The organism is Lentisalinibacter orientalis, from assembly GCF_040706535.1.
GTDB classification, from domain to species: Bacteria; Pseudomonadota; Gammaproteobacteria; order Steroidobacterales; family Woeseiaceae; genus Lentisalinibacter; species Lentisalinibacter orientalis.
In genome coordinates, this window is record NZ_JAPDRJ010000001.1 from 1,080,498 (window position 1) to 1,101,288 (window position 20,791).

At 68.1% G+C, this 20,791-nt stretch carries 11 protein-coding genes; 6 read left to right on the plus strand and 5 right to left on the minus strand.

The annotated features are described in order from the left end of the window. Positions 1–27 precede the first annotated feature (27 nt). The 3 genes from ACJMK0_RS04830 to ACJMK0_RS04840 all read left to right on the plus strand — a co-directional run bounded on the left by ACJMK0_RS04830 (position 28) and on the right by ACJMK0_RS04840 (position 3,743). Positions 28–2,712 carry an AAA family ATPase gene (locus ACJMK0_RS04830; protein ID WP_405236047.1) on the plus strand — a complete coding sequence of 895 codons (2,685 nt, stop codon included), beginning with the start codon at positions 28–30 and terminating at the stop codon, positions 2,710–2,712. 29 nt (positions 2,713–2,741) lie between these two features. Continuing rightward, positions 2,742–3,185, plus strand: a complete 444-nt coding sequence (locus ACJMK0_RS04835) for a universal stress protein (RefSeq protein WP_405236049.1) — start codon at positions 2,742–2,744, stop codon at positions 3,183–3,185. A gap of 114 nt (positions 3,186–3,299) precedes the next feature. After that, positions 3,300–3,743, plus strand: coding sequence for a hypothetical protein (locus tag ACJMK0_RS04840; protein WP_405236051.1), 444 nt, complete (start codon positions 3,300–3,302; stop codon positions 3,741–3,743). Between the two features lie 12 nt (positions 3,744–3,755). Here ACJMK0_RS04840 and ACJMK0_RS04845 read toward each other — a convergent pair whose 3' ends face one another. Next, positions 3,756–5,384 (minus strand): L,D-transpeptidase family protein, encoded by a 1,629-nt coding sequence (locus ACJMK0_RS04845; protein WP_405236052.1) that lies wholly within the window; start codon positions 5,382–5,384, stop codon positions 3,756–3,758. 157 nt (positions 5,385–5,541) lie between these two features. Between ACJMK0_RS04845 and ACJMK0_RS04850 the strand changes: the two genes are divergently transcribed. Both ACJMK0_RS04850 and ACJMK0_RS04855 read left to right on the plus strand, forming a co-directional pair. Next, positions 5,542–7,386, plus strand: coding sequence for a glycoside hydrolase family 3 protein (locus ACJMK0_RS04850; RefSeq protein WP_405236054.1), 1,845 nt, complete (start codon positions 5,542–5,544; stop codon positions 7,384–7,386). A 91-nt stretch (positions 7,387–7,477) separates the two neighbouring features. After that, on the plus strand, positions 7,478–9,139 hold the full coding sequence (locus ACJMK0_RS04855; protein ID WP_405226906.1) for a carbohydrate binding domain-containing protein: 1,662 nt from the start codon (positions 7,478–7,480) through the stop codon (positions 9,137–9,139). A gap of 45 nt (positions 9,140–9,184) precedes the next feature. Here the strand turns inward: ACJMK0_RS04855 and ACJMK0_RS04860 are convergent, their stop codons facing one another. Continuing rightward, positions 9,185–9,910: a hypothetical protein gene (locus tag ACJMK0_RS04860; RefSeq protein ID WP_405236056.1), complete on the minus strand. Its 726-nt coding sequence runs from the start codon at positions 9,908–9,910 to the stop codon at positions 9,185–9,187. Between the two features lie 229 nt (positions 9,911–10,139). On the opposite strand from ACJMK0_RS04860, the gene ACJMK0_RS04865 reads away from it, so the two are divergent. After that, positions 10,140–11,636: a hypothetical protein gene (locus tag ACJMK0_RS04865; protein ID WP_405236058.1), complete on the plus strand. Its 1,497-nt coding sequence runs from the start codon at positions 10,140–10,142 to the stop codon at positions 11,634–11,636. A gap of 28 nt (positions 11,637–11,664) precedes the next feature. On the opposite strand, the gene ACJMK0_RS04870 is transcribed toward ACJMK0_RS04865, so the two are convergent. From ACJMK0_RS04870 to ACJMK0_RS04880, 3 genes are all read right to left on the minus strand, one after another. Continuing rightward, positions 11,665–14,124 carry a tetratricopeptide repeat protein gene (locus tag ACJMK0_RS04870; RefSeq protein WP_405226899.1) on the minus strand — a complete coding sequence of 820 codons (2,460 nt, stop codon included), beginning with the start codon at positions 14,122–14,124 and terminating at the stop codon, positions 11,665–11,667. Beyond that, positions 14,117–14,689: an ECF-type sigma factor gene (locus ACJMK0_RS04875; RefSeq protein ID WP_405226896.1), complete on the minus strand. Its 573-nt coding sequence runs from the start codon at positions 14,687–14,689 to the stop codon at positions 14,117–14,119. The genes ACJMK0_RS04870 and ACJMK0_RS04875 overlap by 8 nt, the downstream gene beginning before the upstream one ends. 110 nt (positions 14,690–14,799) lie before the next feature. Next, positions 14,800–20,643: an RHS repeat-associated core domain-containing protein gene (locus ACJMK0_RS04880; protein ID WP_405236060.1), complete on the minus strand. Its 5,844-nt coding sequence runs from the start codon at positions 20,641–20,643 to the stop codon at positions 14,800–14,802. Positions 20,644–20,791 lie beyond the last annotated feature (148 nt).

The following is a 20,791-nucleotide window of genomic DNA, read 5'->3' on the forward strand; positions in this document are numbered from 1 at the left end:
CATGTCCCCGCATGCCGCCCGCCGCTGATGCGCCTCCGCCGCCTCGCCCTCGAGAACTGGAAGGGCATCGACGCCTGCGACGTGCGCTTCGCCGACGGCGTAACGATTGTTGAAGGCCCCAACGAGGCCGGCAAGTCCACCCTGGTGGAGGCGCTGCTCACGCTCGTCCGCGAGCTCGATTCCTCGAAGAAGCAGGCCATCAGGGCGGTGATGCCCGTGGGCCGCGACGTCGGCAGCACGGTCACCGCCGAGATCGAGACCGGCGACTACCGCTTCGTCTACTCGAAGACCTACAACAAGTCGCCGCAGACCACGCTGGACGTGAGCGCGCCGCGGCGCGAGCAGCTCGCCGGCCGCGAGGCGCACGAGCGGGTCGAGGCCATCCTGAACGAGACCGTGGACCTCGCCCTGTGGCAGGCGCTACTCACCGAGCAGGGCGACAGTCTCACGCCGGCCGACCTGAGGAATTCCGAGGGCCTCTCCAATGCCCTGGACGAGGCCGCCGGCCACGCCACCACCGGCGTGGAGGACATGGACCTGTACGACGCCGCCCGGGCGGAGTACGAGCGTTACTACACCCCCAGGACCGGCAAACCCCGTTTCGCCCAGCTGGAGCAGGACCATGAGGCCGCCGTCGCCGCGCGCGACGCCGCCGCCGCCGCGCTCGCGGAGGTGGAACGCGATGCCGAAGCCCACGACCGCCTGCAGGCCGACGTCCGCCGCCGCCGCGAGGCCCTCCCGGACCTCGAGGCCAGGGTCCGCGAGCACGAAGCGTCCTGGCAGAGCGTGACCAGGCTCCGGCAGGAACTCGAGCTCGCCGAGACCCGCCTGGCCAGTGCCGCCGACCAGCAGGCCGCGGCCGCCCGCGCACTCGAAGAGCGTAAGGCACTGGCCGACACCATAGCGACCGACGAAAAGGCGCTCGCGGTGGAGAAAGAGAAGCAGCAACCGCTCGCCGAACGTGCCAGGGAGCGGGCGAAGAGAGTCGACTCCGCCCGCCTGGTGGCCGAGGACAAACGCAAGCGCCGCAACGCCGCCCGCGAACAGGTCGAGGCCGCCCGCCGGGATCTCGGCTACCTTGAGGACCGCGACCGCCTGGCGAAGAACGAGCAGCGCCTGAAAGACCACGCCGCCGTCGCCGAGCAACTGAAGCAGACCTCGAAGACCCTCAACGGCATCGCCATCGACGACGCCGGCCTGGAGGCCATCCGCGACGCGAGCCACGAGCTGGACAAGGCGAAGAGCAAGCGCGACCTGGCCGCCACCGCGGTCACGGTCACGGCGGAGCAGTCGGTGGACTTCATCATCGAGGACGAGGACGTCTCTCTCGTCACCGGCGAGGCCGAGAAGCGCACCATCGCCAGCGGTCTGGAGATCCGCTTCCCCGGACTCGCCTCCGTGCGCATCGCGCCGCCGCGCACCGCTGCCGAGCTGGAGAGCGACCTCAGCGAGGCCGAGTCGGCGCTCGCGAGCGCCCTCGAGCGTTACCGGGTGCACAACCTCGCCGAGGCCATCGAGCAGAACGAGATCCGCCGCAGCGCCGAGGCGGAGCGCCAGCGCCTGCGCGCCCGGGCCGCCGAGATCCTGTCCTCGGGCGGGGCCCGGGAGAAGGGCGAGGAGAAGGGCGAGGTGAAGGGCGAGGAGACCGCCGAGGAGATTGCGGAGGAAATTGCCGAGTCCGTCCGCTCGCTCCGCGAACGCTGCGAGGCCTTCCTGGAGCTGAGGGACGGGCAGGATGGCCTCCCGGCCGACGCCGCCGCGGCCCGCGAAGCCCTGACCGCCGCCGAACACGCCCTCAAGGATGCCGAGTCGGAGTACGAGGCCGCCCAGCAACGCGAAACGGAGCTGCGTGCCGAACACGCCGAGGCCGATGCCGCACTGCGCGAGGCGAAGGAGTCTCTCATCGGCCGCGAGGCCACCCTGAAAGACAGGCAGCAGCGCCTGCGGGCCGCCCGCGCCGAGGCGGCGGACGATGCCCTGGAAGCGAAAGTCCGCGCCGCCGCCGCCGCGGTCGAGCGACTCGAAGCCGACACCGCCGCCATCCGCCGCCGTCTCGACCAGCTCGACCCCGACTCCGTCGAGTCCCTCTACACCAACGCCAGGGACGCCCTCACCCGGGCCGAACGCGACCTGACCCAGACCGAGCAGCAGCTCGCCGTCCTCCACGACCGCCTGGAGCGCGCCCGGGCCGACGGCCGCTACGACGCCCTGGAGACCGCCGACCGCCGGGTGACGGACACCGCCGACGAACTGGCAACCACCCGCCGCCGCGCCGCCGCCGCCGAGCGCCTCTGGACCACGCTCAACCAGCACCGCGACGCCGCCCGCCAGGCGTATGTCCGGCCGCTGAAAGACGCCATCGAAAGACTCGGCCGCATCGTCTTCGGCCAGAGCTTCGAGGTGGCGATCGGCGACGACTGGAAGCTGGAGGCCGTCACCCGGGATGAGCAGACGCTGCCATTCGAGGCACTGAGCGTCGGCGCGCAGGAACAGCTCGGCATCCTCGCCCGCCTTGCCGCGGCCCGCATCGTCGCCGAGCAGGGCGGGGTGCCGCTGATCATCGACGATGCCCTCGGCTTCTCGGACCCCACCCGCCTGGAGACCATGGGCGCCGCCATCGCTGCGGCCGGCCGTGACTGCCAGATCATCATCCTCACCTGCACGCCGGGGCGGTTCGCACACGTGGGAAGCGGGCAGGTCGTGGCGCTATAATCCGGCGGGCCACGGGCAACGGATTACCCATGAAGATCATCGCCGCCGTCGACCGGTCCGACTATGCCGACCGGGTCATCGACTTCACCCGCCGCCTCGCCGAGGGACGGCAGGCCGAAGTACTCCTCATCCAGGTCGCGCCGCGCGAGCCGGACGTCTTCGGCCAGCAACTCGTGCGCAAGGTCATCACTGACCCGGTGCCGGAAGAACTCAGGGACCGGCGCGAACTGCTCGACCGCTGTGCCGCTGCGCTGGATGCCGCCGGCGTCGACTGCGAGACGCTGATGATCCGCGGCAGACCGGCCCCCACCATCGTCCGCGAGGCCGAGCGCTGGGGCGCGGAGGTGATCGTCATCGGCTCCCAGGGCCGCGACATGCTCTATCGCAAGACGCTCGGCAGCGTGAGCGAGGAGGTCGTGCGCAGCGCCGGTCTGCCCGTGCTGGTGGTGCCGCTGCGTGAGCGCGCGGACTAGCTGACCACCCTCGCGCGGATGCCTGCGGGCGGTGGAGTTCCGGCAACGGTTGACTCGGGCGCCGATTAGGTCGAGTGTTTCCATGATGGCCGCTACGCCACAGGGAGAAACCCCATGAAAGCACCGATCATCGTCACCAGCATACTCCTCGGCCTCACCCTGGCCGCGACGCCGGCCCTGGCACAGCAGGGCCCGCCCGACGACAAGCCCGGCAAGGCCGCCCAGGCGAAGGAGAAAGCGGAGGCCGAACGCGAACGCGCCGAAGCCGAACTGGGCGAGCAGGCGGGCGAACTCGAGCGCCAGCGCGAACGCACCGAGGAGATGACCGAGGAACGCGCCCGGGAGCAATACGGCGAGGATGCCGAGGGCAAGGCGAAGGCCGCAGGCAAGGGCGCCGACAAGGGCAGCGAGAAAGCGCAGGAGATGCGCGAGCGCCGCGACGAGCGCAAGCAGGTCATGGAAGAGTATCGTGAAGGCGGCGAAGCCGCGGAGGGCGAGGACGCCGAAGACGAGCAGGCGCAGAAAGGCAAGAAGCCCTGGTGGAAGTTCTGGGACTGAGCGCCCCGCGGATCACGTCCCGCGCAACGCCTCCACGATAGCCCGGTCCCGGGCGTAGATGTCACGCCGGAATGCGACGTGGCCGTCGTCGTCGGTGAACGCCGTGAAATAGACGATGTACACGGGCACGGGCGTCTTCAGGTAGATGGTCGTCGTCTCGCCCGAGGCGACCAGATTCGCCACCCGGCCGGCGTCCCGATGCCCGTCGCGCGCGAGCAGCCATCGCGCGAGCGCCTCCGGCCGTTCCAGCCGCACGCAGCCGGAGGAGAAGCTCCGCTCCTGTTTCCCGAACAGCTCCCGGCTCGGGGTGTCGTGGAGATACACGGAGTACGGGTTCGGCATCATGAACTTCATCTGGCCGAGTGCGTTCTGCGGCCCCGGCCGCTGGCGCAGCAGGTAGTCGAAGCCGCGCGGGGTAACGTCCGACCAGTCGATGGCGTCCACCGGCACGAACACGTCGCTGCCCCGCGGTTTGGCGTCGAAGCCCTTCGCCGCCTCGGCCGCGGCATCCGCCTTCAGCAGCGGCAGCTTGTCCTTCGTCGCGATGCTGAACGGCACGTTCCAGTACGGATTGAACACCAGGTATTTCATGGTCTCGGTGAACACCGGCGTGCGCCGGTAGGGCTTGCCGACGATGACGTTCATGGCCAGCGTGGTCTCGCCGTTCTCTATCGCGCGCAGGCGGTATGCCGCGATGTTCACCCGGATGTAGGTTTCCGGCGTCGTCCGCGGCAGCCAGCGCCAGCGCTCGAGATTCGCGTCGATTCGATCGATCCAGGAACCCCGGCGAGCGTTCAGCACCTCCAGCGTGCCGTCGCCCACCAGCCCGTCGGGCTCCAGCCCCGCGGCCAGCTGGAACGCCTTCACCTCGCGTTCCAGGTCCGCGTCGTACACGGGTGAGTAATCGCCGGGCCCCATCAGCCTTTGTTTCAGCATGACGACGCGGTCGCCCGACTGGCCAGGACGCAGCAGCGGGCCGGGCGCCACGCGCGCCGTCATCTCGTCGCCGGTGGCGGCAATCTCGGCGCGGCGGCGAACGAGCGCCGCGTACTCCTGGTCCACCGGCCAGAGCGCGGCGAGCCGCGCGGCCACGTCGCCGGCCGCATCCGTCGTCTGCAGCAAGAAGGCCGCCGCATCCACTTCCGCCTGCGGTAGCTGCCAGTCTGCGTCCAGATTCGGCGGGAACACCGCGCCGCGGCCGCGGTGCAGCGCCTGGGCGAGGAAGGCGTCGGTGAGCAGCAGCTCGAGCGCGAGGCGCGAGGGCAGGTCGCCCGCCTGCATCAGCTGCTCGATCGCGGACCGGTGGTAATGCTCCGCCGAAAAGCCGTGCGCCACCGATTCGCCGATGGCCAGGAGCAGCTGCGACGCCTCGCCGGCCAGCGGGCCGTCGTCGAGCCAGATCGGCTCGTGATCCCGCTCCCGGTAGACCCGACTCAGCAGCACGGGCTCGAGCAGCGGCTGTCCGCCGGCCGCCGGGAAGTCGCCCGCGTCCAGGCCTTCGAGGTAGGTGCGGATGTGGTCCCGCGGCGTGGAGGGCTCGGCACCGGCCTGCAAGGTCGCGGGCGCGAGCGCCAGGAAGACGCAGGCGGCGATGGCGATGGCGATGGCGATGGCGATGGCAATACGGGCGGGTTGGGGCATTTCGGTTTCCGGAAAATCGCGGGTGCGACCCCTTCTAGCACGGTTCCCCGAAAGCGCCCAGAGAATCGCGTGACGCCGCGGTCGCCTGTCGGCGGCAACAGTCGATTACACTAGCCCGCGAGCCGACAGTCCCCGTGATTCAGCGGGCCGCATGCCCATGAGAAACCCGCACCAGCTGAGACTCATCGTGACCCTCTCCGCCCTCGCCGTGCTGGCCGGCTGCAACCGCCAGCTGGATCGCCCCGCGCCCGATGCCCGCATCCCCGTTCTCCGCTCCGAAGCCGACATCCCCGCCGTTGTCGCCGCCATGACGCTGACCGAGAAGGCCGGGCAGATGGTGCAGGCCGACGTCTCCACCGCGACGCCTGAGGAGGTAGGCGAATACGGCCTCGGCTCCATCATCAGCACCGTGCCGGAGGGCAACCTGGGCACTGCGGCGGCCTGGCGCGAGATGTTCGATGCCTACCAGCGTGCCGCGCTCGCCACCCGCACCGGCATCCCCATCGTGGCGGGCATCGACGCCGTGCACGGGCACGCGTATTTCGACGGCCCCGCCACCATCCTGCCCCACAACATCGGCATCGGCGCCACCCGCAACCCGGATCTGGCCCGGCGCCTGGCACGGGTCACCGCCCGGGAGCTCGCCGCCACCGGCATCCGCTGGACCTTCGCGCCCACCATTGCTGTTGCGCGGGACATCCGCTGGGGCCGCACCTATGAGGCCTTCGGCGAGACCGCGGAGCTGCAGGTGCTGTTCGCGCGCCCCCTCATCGAGGGCTATCAGGGCGACGACCTCACCGACGAGCAGCGCGTGGGCGCCACCGCCAAGCACTTCGTCGCCGAGGGCGCCACCGAGGGCGGCGTCGACCGCGGCAATGCGGTCATCACGGAAGAGGAGCTGCGCACCGTCCACCTGCCGGGTTACGTCGACGCCATCGAGAGCGGCGCGGTCTCTGTCATGGCGTCGTTCAGCTCCCTGAACGGCGAGAAGATCCACGGCTCGGAGGCGCTGCTGACGGATCTGCTGAAGGAGGAGCTCGGCTTCGACGGCGTGGTGCTCACGGATTGGGAGGGCGTGCGCCTCGGCGGCCTGACCATGGAGGAGTCGCTCACGGCCGGCATCGACATGTTCATGCTGGTGCAGTCGTGGAAGGAGGGCATCCCCGAGATCGTGCGGCTGGTGGAGGCCGGCGAGGTGCCGATGTCCCGCATCGACGATGCAGTCACCCGCATCCTGCGTATGAAGCTCCGCCTCGGCCTGTTCGAGCGGCCGTACAGCTCCGACGCCTGCGCCGACACCGTGGGCTCTGCCGCGCACCGCGACGTGGCCCGCCAGGCGGTGCGCGAATCCCTGGTGCTGCTGAAGAACGAGGACGGCATCCTGCCGCTCTCCAAAGACCGCACCGTCATCGTCGCCGGCAGCCACGCCGACAACGTCGCCTACCAGAGCGGCGGCTGGACCAAGAAGTGGCAGGGCGCCCACGAGGATCTCTATGGCAACGCGGCCCGGCCGGTGGAGGGTGCCACCAGCATCCTCGACGGCATCAGGAACGTGATCGGCGCCGAGCACGTGATCGACGCCGGCCCCGCCGGCGTGCGCGACGACGCCGACATCGCCATCGTGGTGGTCGGCGAGGAGCCCTATGCCGAGGGCGTGGGCGACCGCAAGGCGGAGGAGCTGGTGCTGACCGAAGAGCAGCGCGAACTCATCCGCGCCTACCACGAGCAGGGCACGAAGGTGGTCACGGTACTCATCTCGGGTCGACCGCTGCTGGTGAACGAGGAGCTCGAGCGCTCGGCCGCCTTCGTCGCCGCCTGGCTGCCGGGCTCGGAAGGCGAGGGGGTTGCCCAGGTGCTGTTCGGCGACTATGACTTCACCGGCCGACTCGGCTTTTCCTGGCCACGGGAGGCCGCGCAGATCCCGATCAACGTCGGGGACGAGGAGTACGATCCGCTGTTCCCTTATGGCTTCGGAATGACGGGTAGGAGGCCGGCCCGCTAACGGTTTTCCCGTATTGGATCGGCCGCGAATCGGAGGACAGTGGTAGCTAACGAAGCCACATTCTGATTCCGTCATGGCCGTCGGCCGCTGCATGAGACTGATTCCGGGCATCTGTGCTGCGGTGGGTCTCGCATTCGTGAGCAGCTGGGCGCCGGCCGACGAGGTTCAGCAGATGCTCGACGAGGGCGGCTACCGGCCGTATGCCTCTCGAGCAGCTACCTTCGTCGAATCCCTGGACACCGCAACCATTGCCGTCCACCCGACCCTGGTCCGCCGTGAGACGAGGACGGCCGCCTCGTTCCGCTCCCAGGCCGGGATCATCGAGCAGCTGAACGCCGCCGGCATCAACGCGGTGCGCGGCGGGCGCCGCATCGACCTGGGGCCGCTGTTCGGCACCTCACAGTGGGACATCTTCCAGACCGACATGACGAAGGTCGCCGAGGCCGTCAGCGGGCGGCAGCCGCAGGCTCAATATCACCTGGTGCTGGAGTTCCTGCTGCCGGTGAGCGACGAGTGGATATTCGGCATCGAGTGCTATGTGCTGGACCAGGACGGCAACAACGCGATGTCGTTCCTGCTGAACTCGTACCATCGCATCTTCCGGGAGGCCGGGCTGCAGACGAAGGACGAGTCCGAGGAGGCGAGACTGGCCATGGAGTCGAGGGCCACGGCCATCGCCGTCCAGGCGCTGCTGGCCAACATCGAGCGGGAGCGGGGCAAGGCGAGCCGCCTGGCCGCCTTCGCCGCAGCGGAGCACGAGACGGTGGTCTTCGATGACTTCGAGACCCCGGTCGCGACCACGGCGGACCACGAGGGCATCCCGGTCGGCTTCGTCACCTTCACCGACGGCGTCAGCACGGTCGCGTTCTCGACCACGGCGGAGTATCCGCCGCTCCCGGATGCTGCTGCGGACAACCGGGTGCTGCGGCTCGACTTCGACGTGCAGAACTGGGCCGCGTTCGCACACTTCTTCTTCTACGAGGGCCACGAGGCGACCTTCTGGGTCCCCTACGACTGGCGCGCCTGCGACGGCATCAGCTTCCGGCTGTATGGCCGCGGCAGTGGCGCAGGGTTCTTCGTGGACGTGATCGACAACCGCAATCCGCACCTGCCCGGGGATACCGCCGAGCGCTACGTCTACGATCTGGCAGACGACTTCGAGGGATGGCGCACGATCGAGATCCCCTTCGGGGCGTTCATGCGCAAGGACAGCGGCCCCCATGCCCCGAACGACGGGCTGGGTCTCGACGCGGTCCACGGCTGGGCCATCGGCGCCACGGCCACGGACGGGCCGGCGACCTGGTACGTGGACGACTTCGCGCTGGTGCGCACGGTACCGGGCACCCGCTCCGCGCCCGGGGCCGACGCCTGGCCCATCAACGAGCGGCCGATGTACGGTCTCGCCGAGAAGACGCCCGAGCAGAAGCGCGCCGACGAGGAGTACATCCGCATGATGACGGAGGGCGGCCGCTCCCGCGAGGACGCCGCCGAAGTGGCGGCGAAGAACGCCTGGTACGTCTTCTACTCCGGCGACAAGGTGATGGCGATCCGCCGCTTCAACCAGGCCTGGCTGCTGGACCCGGACAACGCGCTCGCGCTGTGGGGCTTCGCGGTGACCTCCATCGACCGTGGCGACTGGGAGGCGGCGCTGCGCTACTACCGCATGGCGATGGAGAACGACCCGGACAATCCGCGGCTGCAGCGCGACTACGAACTCGCGCTGCGGCAGGTGGAGAAGGTGCCGGTGCGGTGATCCGCCGCCAGGCGGAATCCGGCGCTCAGCCCGCCCCGGTCACACTCAGCGCTGGCTGATCAGCCAGGCCCAGGCCGCCGCGGCGGCGAGTATCCCGGGTACGGCAGCCGCGAGCTGCGCGACATGCAGGCGCCGCCGTGCGCCCTCGACCCCGCCCGCGAGGCCGAGCCAGCCCCAGGCTGCCGTCAGCAGCGAGGCGGCACCGAGCAGCAGCAGGTAGGCCGAGACGCCCAGCACGAGGTAGGCGGCAGCCATGCCCGTGCTGCCGCGCTCCGTCCGGTACAGCGCTGCCTGACCCGCCTCGGTCAGCACCCAGCCGCCGACGAGCAGCAGCAGTCCCCACCCGACCATGAGCATGCCCGCCACCGCGGCGTTGAAGCCGCGGCTGCGGAAGAGCGCGCCCGGCAGTCGTCGCGCTGTAGCCCGCGGTCTTAGCAAAGCGACTACAACGATGCCCGCCGTCACGATAGCGGCGACGCGCCAGACGAACCCCGGTTCCGCCGGCCCGCCCGACAGGACCCGCAGCAGCCAGGGCGCGAAGCCGCCGACGAACGGCAGCACCATCGCGATCGTCGCCCGCGGCCGCAGCGCCGGGCGCCGCCATGCGATGAGCGCGGCGAGCAGGAACGCGACGACGAAGACCACGATGACGACCGCGAACCAGCCGAGCACGGCGATGCCGCTGGAGCCCGTCTCGGTCCACATCGCGATCGTCCAGAAGAGCGCGACGAGCACCTCCACGGCGAGCGTGATGTTCAGGATCCACTTCATGGTTCTGGTGTGCCGGAGTCGTCGGGACCGCCGTGCCTGCTGATGTCCGCTCGAGTGTCCGTCAACGGGTGTTGCGGGCGGAGATAGCGCAATCCGACTGTGAAGGAGATCACGGTATCTGCTGCCCGATGGTGAAGATCGTCACAGGCTGGTGCCGCGCATGCGCGGCTCGTACGGCATCGCCTTAGGATTTCGACAGTCGCAGCTTTCGGCCGGGCAGGGCAGTGCCATGCGCAAGATTCTCGTCATCATCCTGTTGCTGATGCTCGGCATCCCGTTCGGTATCGGGAAGCTGATGGGCCTCATCAACTCGAGCACCATCACGGCGGATGCCGCCGAGATCGAGACGCAGCTCGGCGAGGATTTCGGCATTTCGGTGCCGCCGGGCTACCAGGGGGCCTTCGGCATGCAGATCGGGTTCTTCGGCGTCCAGGGGGCCAGCGTCGTTGCGCTGATCCCGGCGGATGCCGATCCGCAGTCGATCTTCGAAGGCGGAAAATCCATCAAGTTCAGTCCCGGCGAGCACACCATCGTGCTCGCCATCCGTTCGAACGACCGGCAATCCGAGGAGAGCACCTACCGCGACCTGCAGCGCTTCGTGCTGGGCACCGAAGGCGGCAACCGCAAGATGGCCGAGGTGTTCATCGAGGCCGGCAGCCGCCAGGTGGCCGCCTACGAGCACCGCGACACCCGGCACGGCCAGGACGTGCTCAGCTATTTCCTCTTCCTCGACGACGGCGGCCTGGTGCTGATCGCCGGCCCCGAGCAGGGCTTCGATCACGGCTTCAAGGAGGCGCTGGCGGGCCGGCTGGCCGGCGCGTATCCGGCGAACGACCTGCTGTACGCCCACGTCGAGCCGCCGACGCGGGACGCGAATCATCCCTGCGGCCTCGGGGCGCTGCCGGACGCGATCGAGCTGCAGGCCGTCGGCGTGCGGCGCGGCGACCGTGACCTCGAAGGCGTCGCCATCGATCCGACTGACGACAGCGCCGGCGAACAGGCCGTCGCGGTGGGCCGCACCGATGTCCCGGTCGTGCTCGTACTGATGTCGGGTGAACCGACGGTCTGGAAGGTGCTCTCGACGCCGGACGCGGAGATTGCCGGCGTCATCGCCAGCGGCAGGGGCCTGCAGCGGGTCATCGGTCTCGAGCCCGGCGTGCCCTTGAGGGAGCTCGACCCGAATGCGCGCAACGCCTGCCGGTCGTTCTTCGCGCACGAGGACGAGGGCTACGAGTACGACGAGGTGCAGGACCGGCTGTTCGAGATCTTCGCCGAACCGGTCTCGCGCATGCACACGGTGCACGGCGGCACCTACTTCCGCATCGGCGAGCTCACCGCAGAGCCCACCCTGAAGGGCGATCGCCGCATCGAGGACGTGGTGCTCGACCCGGCCGAGCAGATACTGCCCGGCAAGCTCGGCCTGGCCCAGCTGCAGGAATCCGGCGTACTGGAGCCGGCTACCCCGGCCGATCTGGCTGATTGGCTCGACGGCTTCGCGCAGGACGAGGACTTCGACGCGGAGCGCTACCGCAACCGCCACTCCATCAACTTCCGCATGGGCAAGGTGTTCATTGTCAACGCCGCCACCGATCTGCCGGACGGCATGTACGGCGCGCACTCCGCGCTATTCCTCGTTGCCGCCGGCGTACCGGAGCCCGGCGGCGACCGGGGTCACAATACGCTGCTGTTCACCGACGGCCGCTGTATCGGACCCGCCTGCCCCTGAGGTCAGGCGACGTGGCGTGCGATGAGGTTCACTGCGCGGCGTCGCGGATCCGGGCCGCTCGCTGCGCGAGGTTTCGTGCCTGGTCCGTCTCGCCGAGTTTATCCAGAACACTGACGTAGATATCCAGCGCGCTGGCAACGTAGGGGTGATCCGGTCCGAGCTTCTCCTCCCGGATGGCCAGGCACCGATCGACGGCCGACCTCGCGGCATCCGGCCGCTGCTCGATCAGCCGCAGTTCCGCCAGGTTGCACAGACTGGTCGCTACCTCCTCGTGTTCGGGCCCCAGCACCGCTTCGCGGATGCGCAGCGATTCCTCGATTCTGGGGCCGGCCGCGTCCGGCCGGTCCATCTTCAGCAAAAGCAGGCCGAGATTATTCATGACACTCGCGGTATCGCGGTGCTCGGGTCCCAGCGTCCGCTCCAGGTTGGCGAGTTCGCGTTCGAACAGGGTCTTCGCCGTGCCGTAGTCGCCCAGATTGTAGTTCAGGATAGCGAGCGAATTGACGACGTAAGAGACGTCCGGGTGGCCAGGCTTCAGGACCTGGTCGTAGACGGCGAGGGCAGCCGCATAGGCCTCACGAGCGGCTTCGGTGTCGCCGGCGCGCCAGTGCGATATGCCGACGTTGCGCATGATGCGGCCGTACTCGCGGCTGTCCGCGTTGCCGGACGATGCCAGCATGTCACGGGCCGTCCGCAGCGCTGCGAGAGCCTCGTCGTTGCGGGACAACGTGTCGTACACGGAACCGAGGTTGCCGTAGGTCGTTGCGAGCCAGAGCACCTCCACCTCCTCATCCGAGGTCTCCGCCAGCACGATCGCGTCGCGGTAGAGGTCGATTGCATTCAGGTACTCGCCCTGCAGGTAGCGTACGTTGGCCAGCCCGGCAATGGTCTCCGCGTGTTCGGCGTCGGCACCTCGTTCGGTGTGGATCTTCAGCGCCTCCCGATAAAGACGCTCGGCCTCCTCCAGCAGGCCGAGCTGGGCGTAGACGGAACCCATCTCCTGCATCAGCCGGCTCTGCACGACCGGCTCGGCGGTGAGATCGTTGCGGATACGCGCGACACCGCGGTCGAGAATCTCGCGGGCCGTGACGGAATCGGCGTCGGCGGCGCCGGGTGCCGCCACGCGGAAGAGCCCGGTCAGGAATTCTGTCACCTCCTCGGAGGTGCGGGCCTCGGCATTGGCGATCCGCTCGGCCTCCTGTGCCCGCAGGAGGCCGAGTGTTGCGGCGCCGATGCCCAGCAGCAGCGAGAGGGTGATCAGGCTCCCGGCCACCACCGTCAACGTGTGCCGCCGCGCGAATTTCCTGATGCGGTACGCGGCCGAAGGCGGGCCCGCCTCGACCGGCTCATGGTTGATGTACCGGTGCAGGTCGGCCGCGAGCTCCGATGGCGACCCGTAGCGACGTTCGGGGTCTTTCTCCAGCGCCCGCATCGTTATCCAGTCGAGATCCCCGCGCAGCGAGCGCACGAGCGCGGCACTGTCGGTGCCACGGTTCCGCGCCAGGTCGTCGGCCCCGCCCTGCAGCGTGCCCAGTTTCATGCTGGGCCGGGACGGTTCCTCCTCGCGGATACGACGGCAGATCTCGTCGTATCCCGCGGCCCGCAATTCCGTGGGATCGAGCGGCAGGGACCCCACCAGGAGTTCGTACAACAGGATGCCCAGCGAGTAGACGTCGGTCCGTGTGTCCACGTCCTGAATCGACAGACCGGCCTGCTCCGGGCTCATGTACTCCGGTGTCCCGATGAAGACACCGGCGCGGGTGAACATCGTCCTCTCGGCCGCCCTCTGCGCCGTGGCCTTGGCGATGCCGAAGTCGATTATCTTGGGGACGGGTGCGCCGTCCTCCTCGGTAATCAGCACGTTCGTGGGCTTCAGGTCGCGGTGGATAACGCCTTTCTGGTGTGCATGCTGGACGCCGCCACAGACGGCGAGGAACAGGGTCAGGCGTTCGGCCGTGCTCAATCGCCGTGTGTCGCAGTACTCGGTGATCGGCACGCCGTCGATCCGTTCCATGACGAAGTACGGGCGGCCGGAGTCCGTCGCGCCGGCATCGAAGACCCGGGCGATGTTGGGATTGTTCATCATCGCGAGGGCCTGTCGCTCGGCGTCGAACCGACCGATGACCTCGCGGGAATCCATCCCGAGTTTGATGAGCTTCAGTGCCACGGTGCGGCGGATCGGCTCGGACTGCTCCGCGGCGTAGACCACCCCCATGCCGCCCTGGCCGATGACGGCGGTGAGGCGGTAGGGGCCGATATCGCGTCCGATCATCGCGTCCGGATCGAGCCGGCGCAGGGCTTCGATGCCGCGGCCGATCCCCTCGTCCAGGCTGCCGTCCTCGTGTGCGCCGATCAGTGCTGCGAGTTCCGCGCGCAGTTCCGCATCGTCGCCTGTGGCCGCGTCCAGAAACCGCTCGCGCTCGCCTTCCGGCAACTCCAGGGCCTCGTGGAACAGCTCCCAGAGCCGTTCCCAGCGCCTGTCACTCACCCGCGTGCTCCGTCTGAACGAGGCGCAGCCGCAGCCAGGCCTGCGCCCCGGTCCAGTGGCGGTTGACGGTGCGGGGTGAGAGGTCCAGTGCCTGCGCGGTCTCCGCAATGGTGAAGCCGGCGAAGGAGCGCAGTTTGACGACATCGGCCATCACCGGGTCCTGCGCTGCCAGTTGCTCCAGCAACTGGTCCCACGCGACCAGGCGCTCGACGTCGACGTCGTCGGGGAACTGCAAACCGTCGAATTCGGTGCGCCGCAGTTCACCGCCATGTTTCGCGGCGGCGTAACGCCGTGCGCGCTCGATCAGAATCCGGCGCATCGTCTCCGCCGCCGCCGCGAAGAAGTGCCGTCGGTTGTCCCACTCGGTGTCGCTGCCGACGAGCCGCAGATAGGCCTCGTGGACGAGCGCCGTCGGCTGCAGGGTCGCGCCGGGCCGCTCACGGTTCATGCGGGCATGGGCGAGCTTGCGGAGTTCGTCGTAGACCAGCGGCAAGAGCTCGTCGGAAGCACCGGCCTCGCCGCGTGCGGCTGCCTCTATCAACTGGGTGACGGGATTGTTCTGCAACAGCCGGCCTCCTTGTCGGCCAATTGTTGCCTCCCGCCGGGCTCGCCGCAAGAAACGCCGGAGCGGCATCGGCGCGGTGCCGCTCCGGCGGGTGGCGAAGCGCATGCGGTCTATTCCTCGTCTTCCTCTGCGAACAGACCCACGAGGTAGTCGGAGATGCCGAAGTACTCCTCGAGGTCTTCGCCTTTATCGTAGAGATAGTGTGTGAAAGCGCCCAGATTGTCGTCCTGTGCGCTCTTCATCGTCTGTGACAGCTTGTACAGCGCCGAATCCCCGTTGCTGGTGGGCTTCGTGGCAAAGTCCTCTGCGGCCGCGACGAACAAGCGCACGGGCTGGAACAGCACTTCGTGGGCCCCGACGCGGATGCCTTCCATTCCAGAGCCGTAGCGCTGGGAGTAATAAAACTCCGTTCCCGCATCCATCAGGGACGAGACGCCGACGAAGGTCGCAAACGGGCCGCCGGAATGCCCGATGGCTGCATTCGAGGCGCCGATCAGGCCCTTGCCGGCGATCTGCCCGGCGGTGGTTGTCGTGTACTGCTGCGACGACTCCATCAGCCCCGATACCAGGGCGCCGAATATATTGATGTTGAATGCCTTCGTCTTCAGCAGCTTCCTTGCAGCACTTGCGCTCGCCTCTGCCCGGGTCCTCGCGGACCGTGCCACCGAGCGCAATATCCGATTCTGCTCCGCGCTCAGCCGGATGTTCTTCCCGGCGCCGAAAACGCCGGGTCTGCCGGTGCTATTGCGGATGTCGGCGCGGATGCCGACGAACTCCTCGAGCCTCGAAGAGACGCTCTGCCAGGCGCCGCCGATATCCGCACGGACGGCGTCCGCCATGGCGTCCCATTTCCGTCCGGCCAGAGTCGCCCCGCCCAGCCCGGCGTTCACGACGTTGTCGACCTGTTTACCGAGCCAGTTGCCTCCTCTTCGTACCATGGACGAGAACCAGCCCTCTTCTTCGTCGAGTCCCGTCGGGTCGGTGAACATCAGGGGATTGCCCCGCGCGTACTGATACGGGTTGCCGCGCTTCGGTGAGAAGGAGCGCTCGGCATCCCGGGACAGGAATCGACCCGTCCTCGCGTCGTAGTAGCGCGCTCGTACGTAGTACAGATCGCTGTCGGCCTCGCGCATGACGCCGCGCTTGCCCATGAAAGTGAACGCGTTGTCGATGCCGCCCTGCTCGGCGATCACTTCACCGTAGGGCGTGTAGGCATAGGAGGCCAGCACATTGCCGGAGTCGCCGGTGACATAGAGCGTATTGCCGCGTTCGTCGTAGTGATAGAAGCGCCGCTCCCCGTCCGGCTCCAGGCTGTAGAGGAGGTCGCCGGACGGCGTGTGCACGTAGTACCGGCTGTCCGCACCGTCCCTCCGCTCGACCGAGACCGAGGGCAGTCCCAGCGCGTAGTTCCACACGAACTCACGCGTACCCGCCGCGTCCGAACGCTGCGTCCTGTAGCCCATGGCGTCGTACTCGAACGCCACGCTCGCCCCCGGGGCCGTGTACCCGGTCATCCGGGAGGCGAGATTCCAGTCGTAGCTGCGGCGGTCATCGGCGGTTCGCCGACCGAGCGCGTCATGGGAGAACTGCTCGGTCTGGCTGGCCGCATCGTAGGAGTACGCGGTCGTGCCCGCGTCGGCGAGTCCGGCCGGCCGCGGCACGTTTCGCGTGGCTTCGGCGAGGCGTCCCTGTCCGTCGTAGCTGAGATCGATCAGCGCGATCCCCGGCTCCTCGATGGTGTCGAGGCGGCCCGCCACGTCGTAGTCGAGCGCGGTGTTCACGCCGTTGGCACGGGAGATGCCGTTGAGCAGTCCCGCCTCGTCGTTCGCGAAGGTCACGGCCTCGCCCATCCAGTCCTCCACCGAGGTCAGCATGCCACGGTCGTCGTAGCGGTACGTAACGGTCTTGCCGGGAGCCAGCTCCACGGTCTCCAGGCGATCGTCGGCGTCATGTGCCACCACGATGCCGTTGCTGTTCGCCACGTTGCCGTTGTCGTCGTAGCCGAGGGCGACGCCGCTGGCCGAGATCGGTTGTCCGAGATCGTCGTACTCGTACTCGAGCAGCGTGCCGTCGCTGTAGGCTCGCTCGGTCTCGAATCCGGACGGGTTGCGGGTGATCGTTACTGAACCCAGTCCGTCCGGGAACTGGACGCTGCTTACCCAGCTGCGATCGTCGTATCCGAGCTGTGTCCGGCGGCCCAGTGGATCCTCGATGTCCGTCAGGCGGCCGGCCCCGTCGAAGTCCCTGAGCCAGTCGTTGCCGTTGGCGTCGCGGAAACGGATCGGCCGGTTCAGCGCGTCATAGGCGATCCCGGTGCTGATGGCACCGCCATAGCTCCGGAAAGCCGTCACATTGCCGCGCTCGTCGTACTCGATCCGCAGCAGCTCATCGCCGGGCTGATCGTCGAAGCCGATGAACCGGCCGCGATCGTCGTAGATCTTGGTCAGTGCGGTAGCGCCGTCCGAGTAGCGGTCCGTGCGCCCGGGGCGGGCCCCGGTCGATTCGGCGTCCAGCGTCAGTATGCCGGGAGCCACGAAAGCGTCGGGCAGACCCTCCGCCGTGTAGCGGAGTTCGAAGGGTGTCCTGCCGCCCAAAGACAGCGAGACCGGCCGGTCGGCCCTGTCGTAGCCGAACGTGTTGCGCCGGCCCAGCGGTCCGGAGATCTCCTCCAGCCGACCGAGTTCGTCATAGACGAACCCGGTGACATCGCCCTTCGGGCTGCGCATCTCCGTAACGCGATCCATGTCGTCATAGACATAGGTGATATCCTGCATGGTCGGCACGGAGATCGCCACGATGTTGCCGTTGCCGTCGAAGGTCCTGGAGACGGTCTTGTCGCGCTCGTTCGTGAGCGAGACGATCCGCCCGGCATCGTCATAGGCGATGAGCCGCCGCGTCGCATCGGGATGGATGACCGCGACGTTGCGGTTGTAGCGATCGTAGGTGTAGCGGGTCGCGTTGCCGGCCGAGTCCGTGATGGTCTCTGCGTTGCACCGTTCGTCACGCTCGATGGTGAAGCCGGCGCCGCCGGGCAGGCCGGCCGATATCAGGCTGCCGGCGGCATCGTAGCCGTAGGTCCAGCGTTGCTGATTCTGATCGACGATGGCGGAACGCAGTCCCGCGGAATCGTGCTCTATCGTCAGGGCATCGCCGTTCGCCTGTTCGATGCGGGTAACGTCGTAGAACGGGTGGCCGAGGACGCTGGCCACTTCGGCATGGGAGAACACGGTCTCGTTCTGACCACTCTTGCCATGCCGCACGATCCTGCCGGTGGCCGGGTCGTATTCGAGCGTGGTGACCACGCCGGTGGGTGCCGTGACGCTGGTGACGCGGCCGGCGCCGTCGTAGGCCATGGCCGTGGTCTCGCCCTCGCCGTTCGTCAGTGCGACCAGCCGGCCTTCATCGTCATGTTGCAGCCGGATGTCGCTGCCGTCCGGTGCCTGCATCGCCGTGGGCGTCGTGCCGCTCTGGTAGGCGATCGTGGAGGCGTTGGTAAAGGCGTCGGTCTCGCTCGCGACGCGCACGTCGGCGCCGTAGGTCCACGTATAGGGGACATTGCCCTCGGGCAGGCGCACCGCCGTGATGAGGCGATCGCCGACCGGGGATTCGTAGAGGAAGTCCGTGCGTGCCTGTTCCGGATCCGTGACGGATGTCAGCTGCCCGTCCGTGTACTCGAAGACCACCTCACGGTAGGCACCTTCGACGCCCGTGCGTATCGAGGCGAGTTCCTCGAGGCCGTAGATGAGTTCTATGGCGAGGCCCTTGCCATCGCTCACGAAGACCGGCTTGCCGGTCGCTATGGAGTATTCGATGGTGAGTCTGTTGCCGAAGCGGTCCTCGATTCTCGTCAACCGGTCCCGGTTCGCGTCGAAGACATACAGGCGCTGCGCCTCGTCGTCGACGAGGATCAGGTCACCGGAGGTGGCGTCCTCCAGCAACGTGTAGCCGCTATCGGACGGGTCGGTGCTGTCCCAGCCGGCGGCGCCGCGGGCAAACTCCAGGGTGCGTCCCCGCCAGGTCGTGACCGTCGCCGTATCGGCGTCGTGCAGTATCTTCCACTCGAAGCTGTGGGCCCAGTTCGGCCCCAGGCTCCCGCCCGCCTGACCCTCCGGCGTCAGGCCCGATGCATAGTAGCGGGCGAACTCGAACGGGACGCAGGCATTGAACGCGAAATCGATCTGTTCGAGCACGAGCTCGCCCGTATGAGCATTGACGAAATCACCGACCCAGCCCGAGTTGGGGAAATTGGCAGCCGTCTGCGGCGCTTCCGCCTCTGCATATCGCAGGACCACGCCGCCGTTGCCGACCACGAAGATATCGGCCTCGCTCGCGCCCCAGATGCTGTTGAGGCGGAACAGGCCCATCTCGAACACCTTCGTCCAGGTGTTCGTGCCGTTGCCGTCGTAATGGGAGATCTGGCCGCCGGTCGTGAGGTCGCCGATGCCGACCGCATACACGTTCGAAGCCGAGCTGCCCCAGGCGTCGAAGGCCTCGCGCATGATGGATATCGGCCGCCACTGACCGGCATTGCGGACGTCGTCGCCCTGGAAGCGGTAGGAATTTCGGCCGACCGCGAAGATGTCGCTGTCGCTCGCGGCGTAGACGCCCCGGGTGTCGTATTCCGATATCTGGCGGAAATTGGCGAACAGCCCGCCGTCTACCTGATCCGTCCCGCCAGCCGGGCGAGACACCACGATGCGCGATGACGCGGTGCCGCCGATGCCGCGCATTTCGGCGTTGGGCGTCAGCGATGCATTCAGGTTGTCTCTGAAGCTCTGGACGGTCCATACCGCACCATCCCAGTACCAGGCACGCCGGGCGCTGAGTACCCAGAGGGGCTCACCGGCACCCGCGCTCCAGACGTCCACGAAAGCCGTCGTTGCATCGGCCGGACCCGCGAACGGCGCCCAGGACGTTCCGTCGAAGCGCAGGAAGGTCTGCCCGGCACCCACCGCGTAGATTTCGTCCGGACCGCGGCCGTAGACCGCATTCAGATCGGCGGTCGTGCCGGAGTCCATCGCCGTCCAGTCAGTGCCGTCGAAGCGCAGGATGATGCCGCCTGCGCCGACCACGAAGACGTTGTCCGGCGAGGTGCCCCAGACGTCGTTGAGGTTTGCCTCCGTTCCCGGGTCGAGCTGGATCCACTGCGACTGCCCGAGGACCGCCCCCGGCAGCATGAGAGCGAGTAGCAGTGCCGGCAGGAAGGCACCAAGGCCTCGGCCGATGACAGGGGCCGCAGACCGTCGGCCGGAGTGGGTGGTCAGGCGGCTCCCGCTCACGAACAGCCGGTGCAGCAACACGATGGCCAGCGCAAGGGCCAGCTCCAGCAGTCCCAGGGAGCCGCCACCGCCGTCGTCACCGCTGTCGTCACCGTTCCCGGTGTCGCCGCCGTCATCGCCGCCGTCATCGCCACCGTCGTCGTCCACGGCCTGGACCGTGATCACGCGTGTGGCCGGCGTGGGATCGGAAAGGCCGGTCGCGTCGGTCACGTTGAGCTCCACCGTGTAGGTGCCCACATCGGCGAAAGTCACAGGGCCGGGGTCTTCTTCGTCGGAGTCCGGTGCCGCACCGTCGAAGTCCCAGCGGATGACCAGCGGCAGCGCGTTGTCGGGATCCGAGACGGTCGCCGTGAAATCGACGCTCTGGCCGGCGTCGATCGTGACGTCGTCGTCGGGCGTATCGATCTCGCCGTCCGGCGGCAAGGCACCCGGTGCACGGGCGATCTGCGTGATGTTCCCGGCCTTGTCGTACTCGTAGCCGATACTCGAACCATCGTCGAAGGTCACGGTCGCCAGGCGGCCGACTTCGTCGTAGCTGTAGGTTTCGGCCAGCGCCGGCTGGCCAGCCAGCATCATCATCAGCAGGGCAAGGCGGGCGATGCTCCCGGAGCCCGTCTGCAGCATGGACCCGGCCGGATTGGAATTTTCGTTCTTGCGGCTAATCCCCGTCTTCATCGCAGTTCTCCCGATCACGTGAGGCTTCACTGACCAATGCGAGAAACGGGCGCGATTTGCGCCAGGGCGGCGGTACGCGCCGTCCCGGCAATGGCTTTTCACCGGACCCTGACGCATAATCCTGTCCAATTGCTAAAGCTCGGGGGAG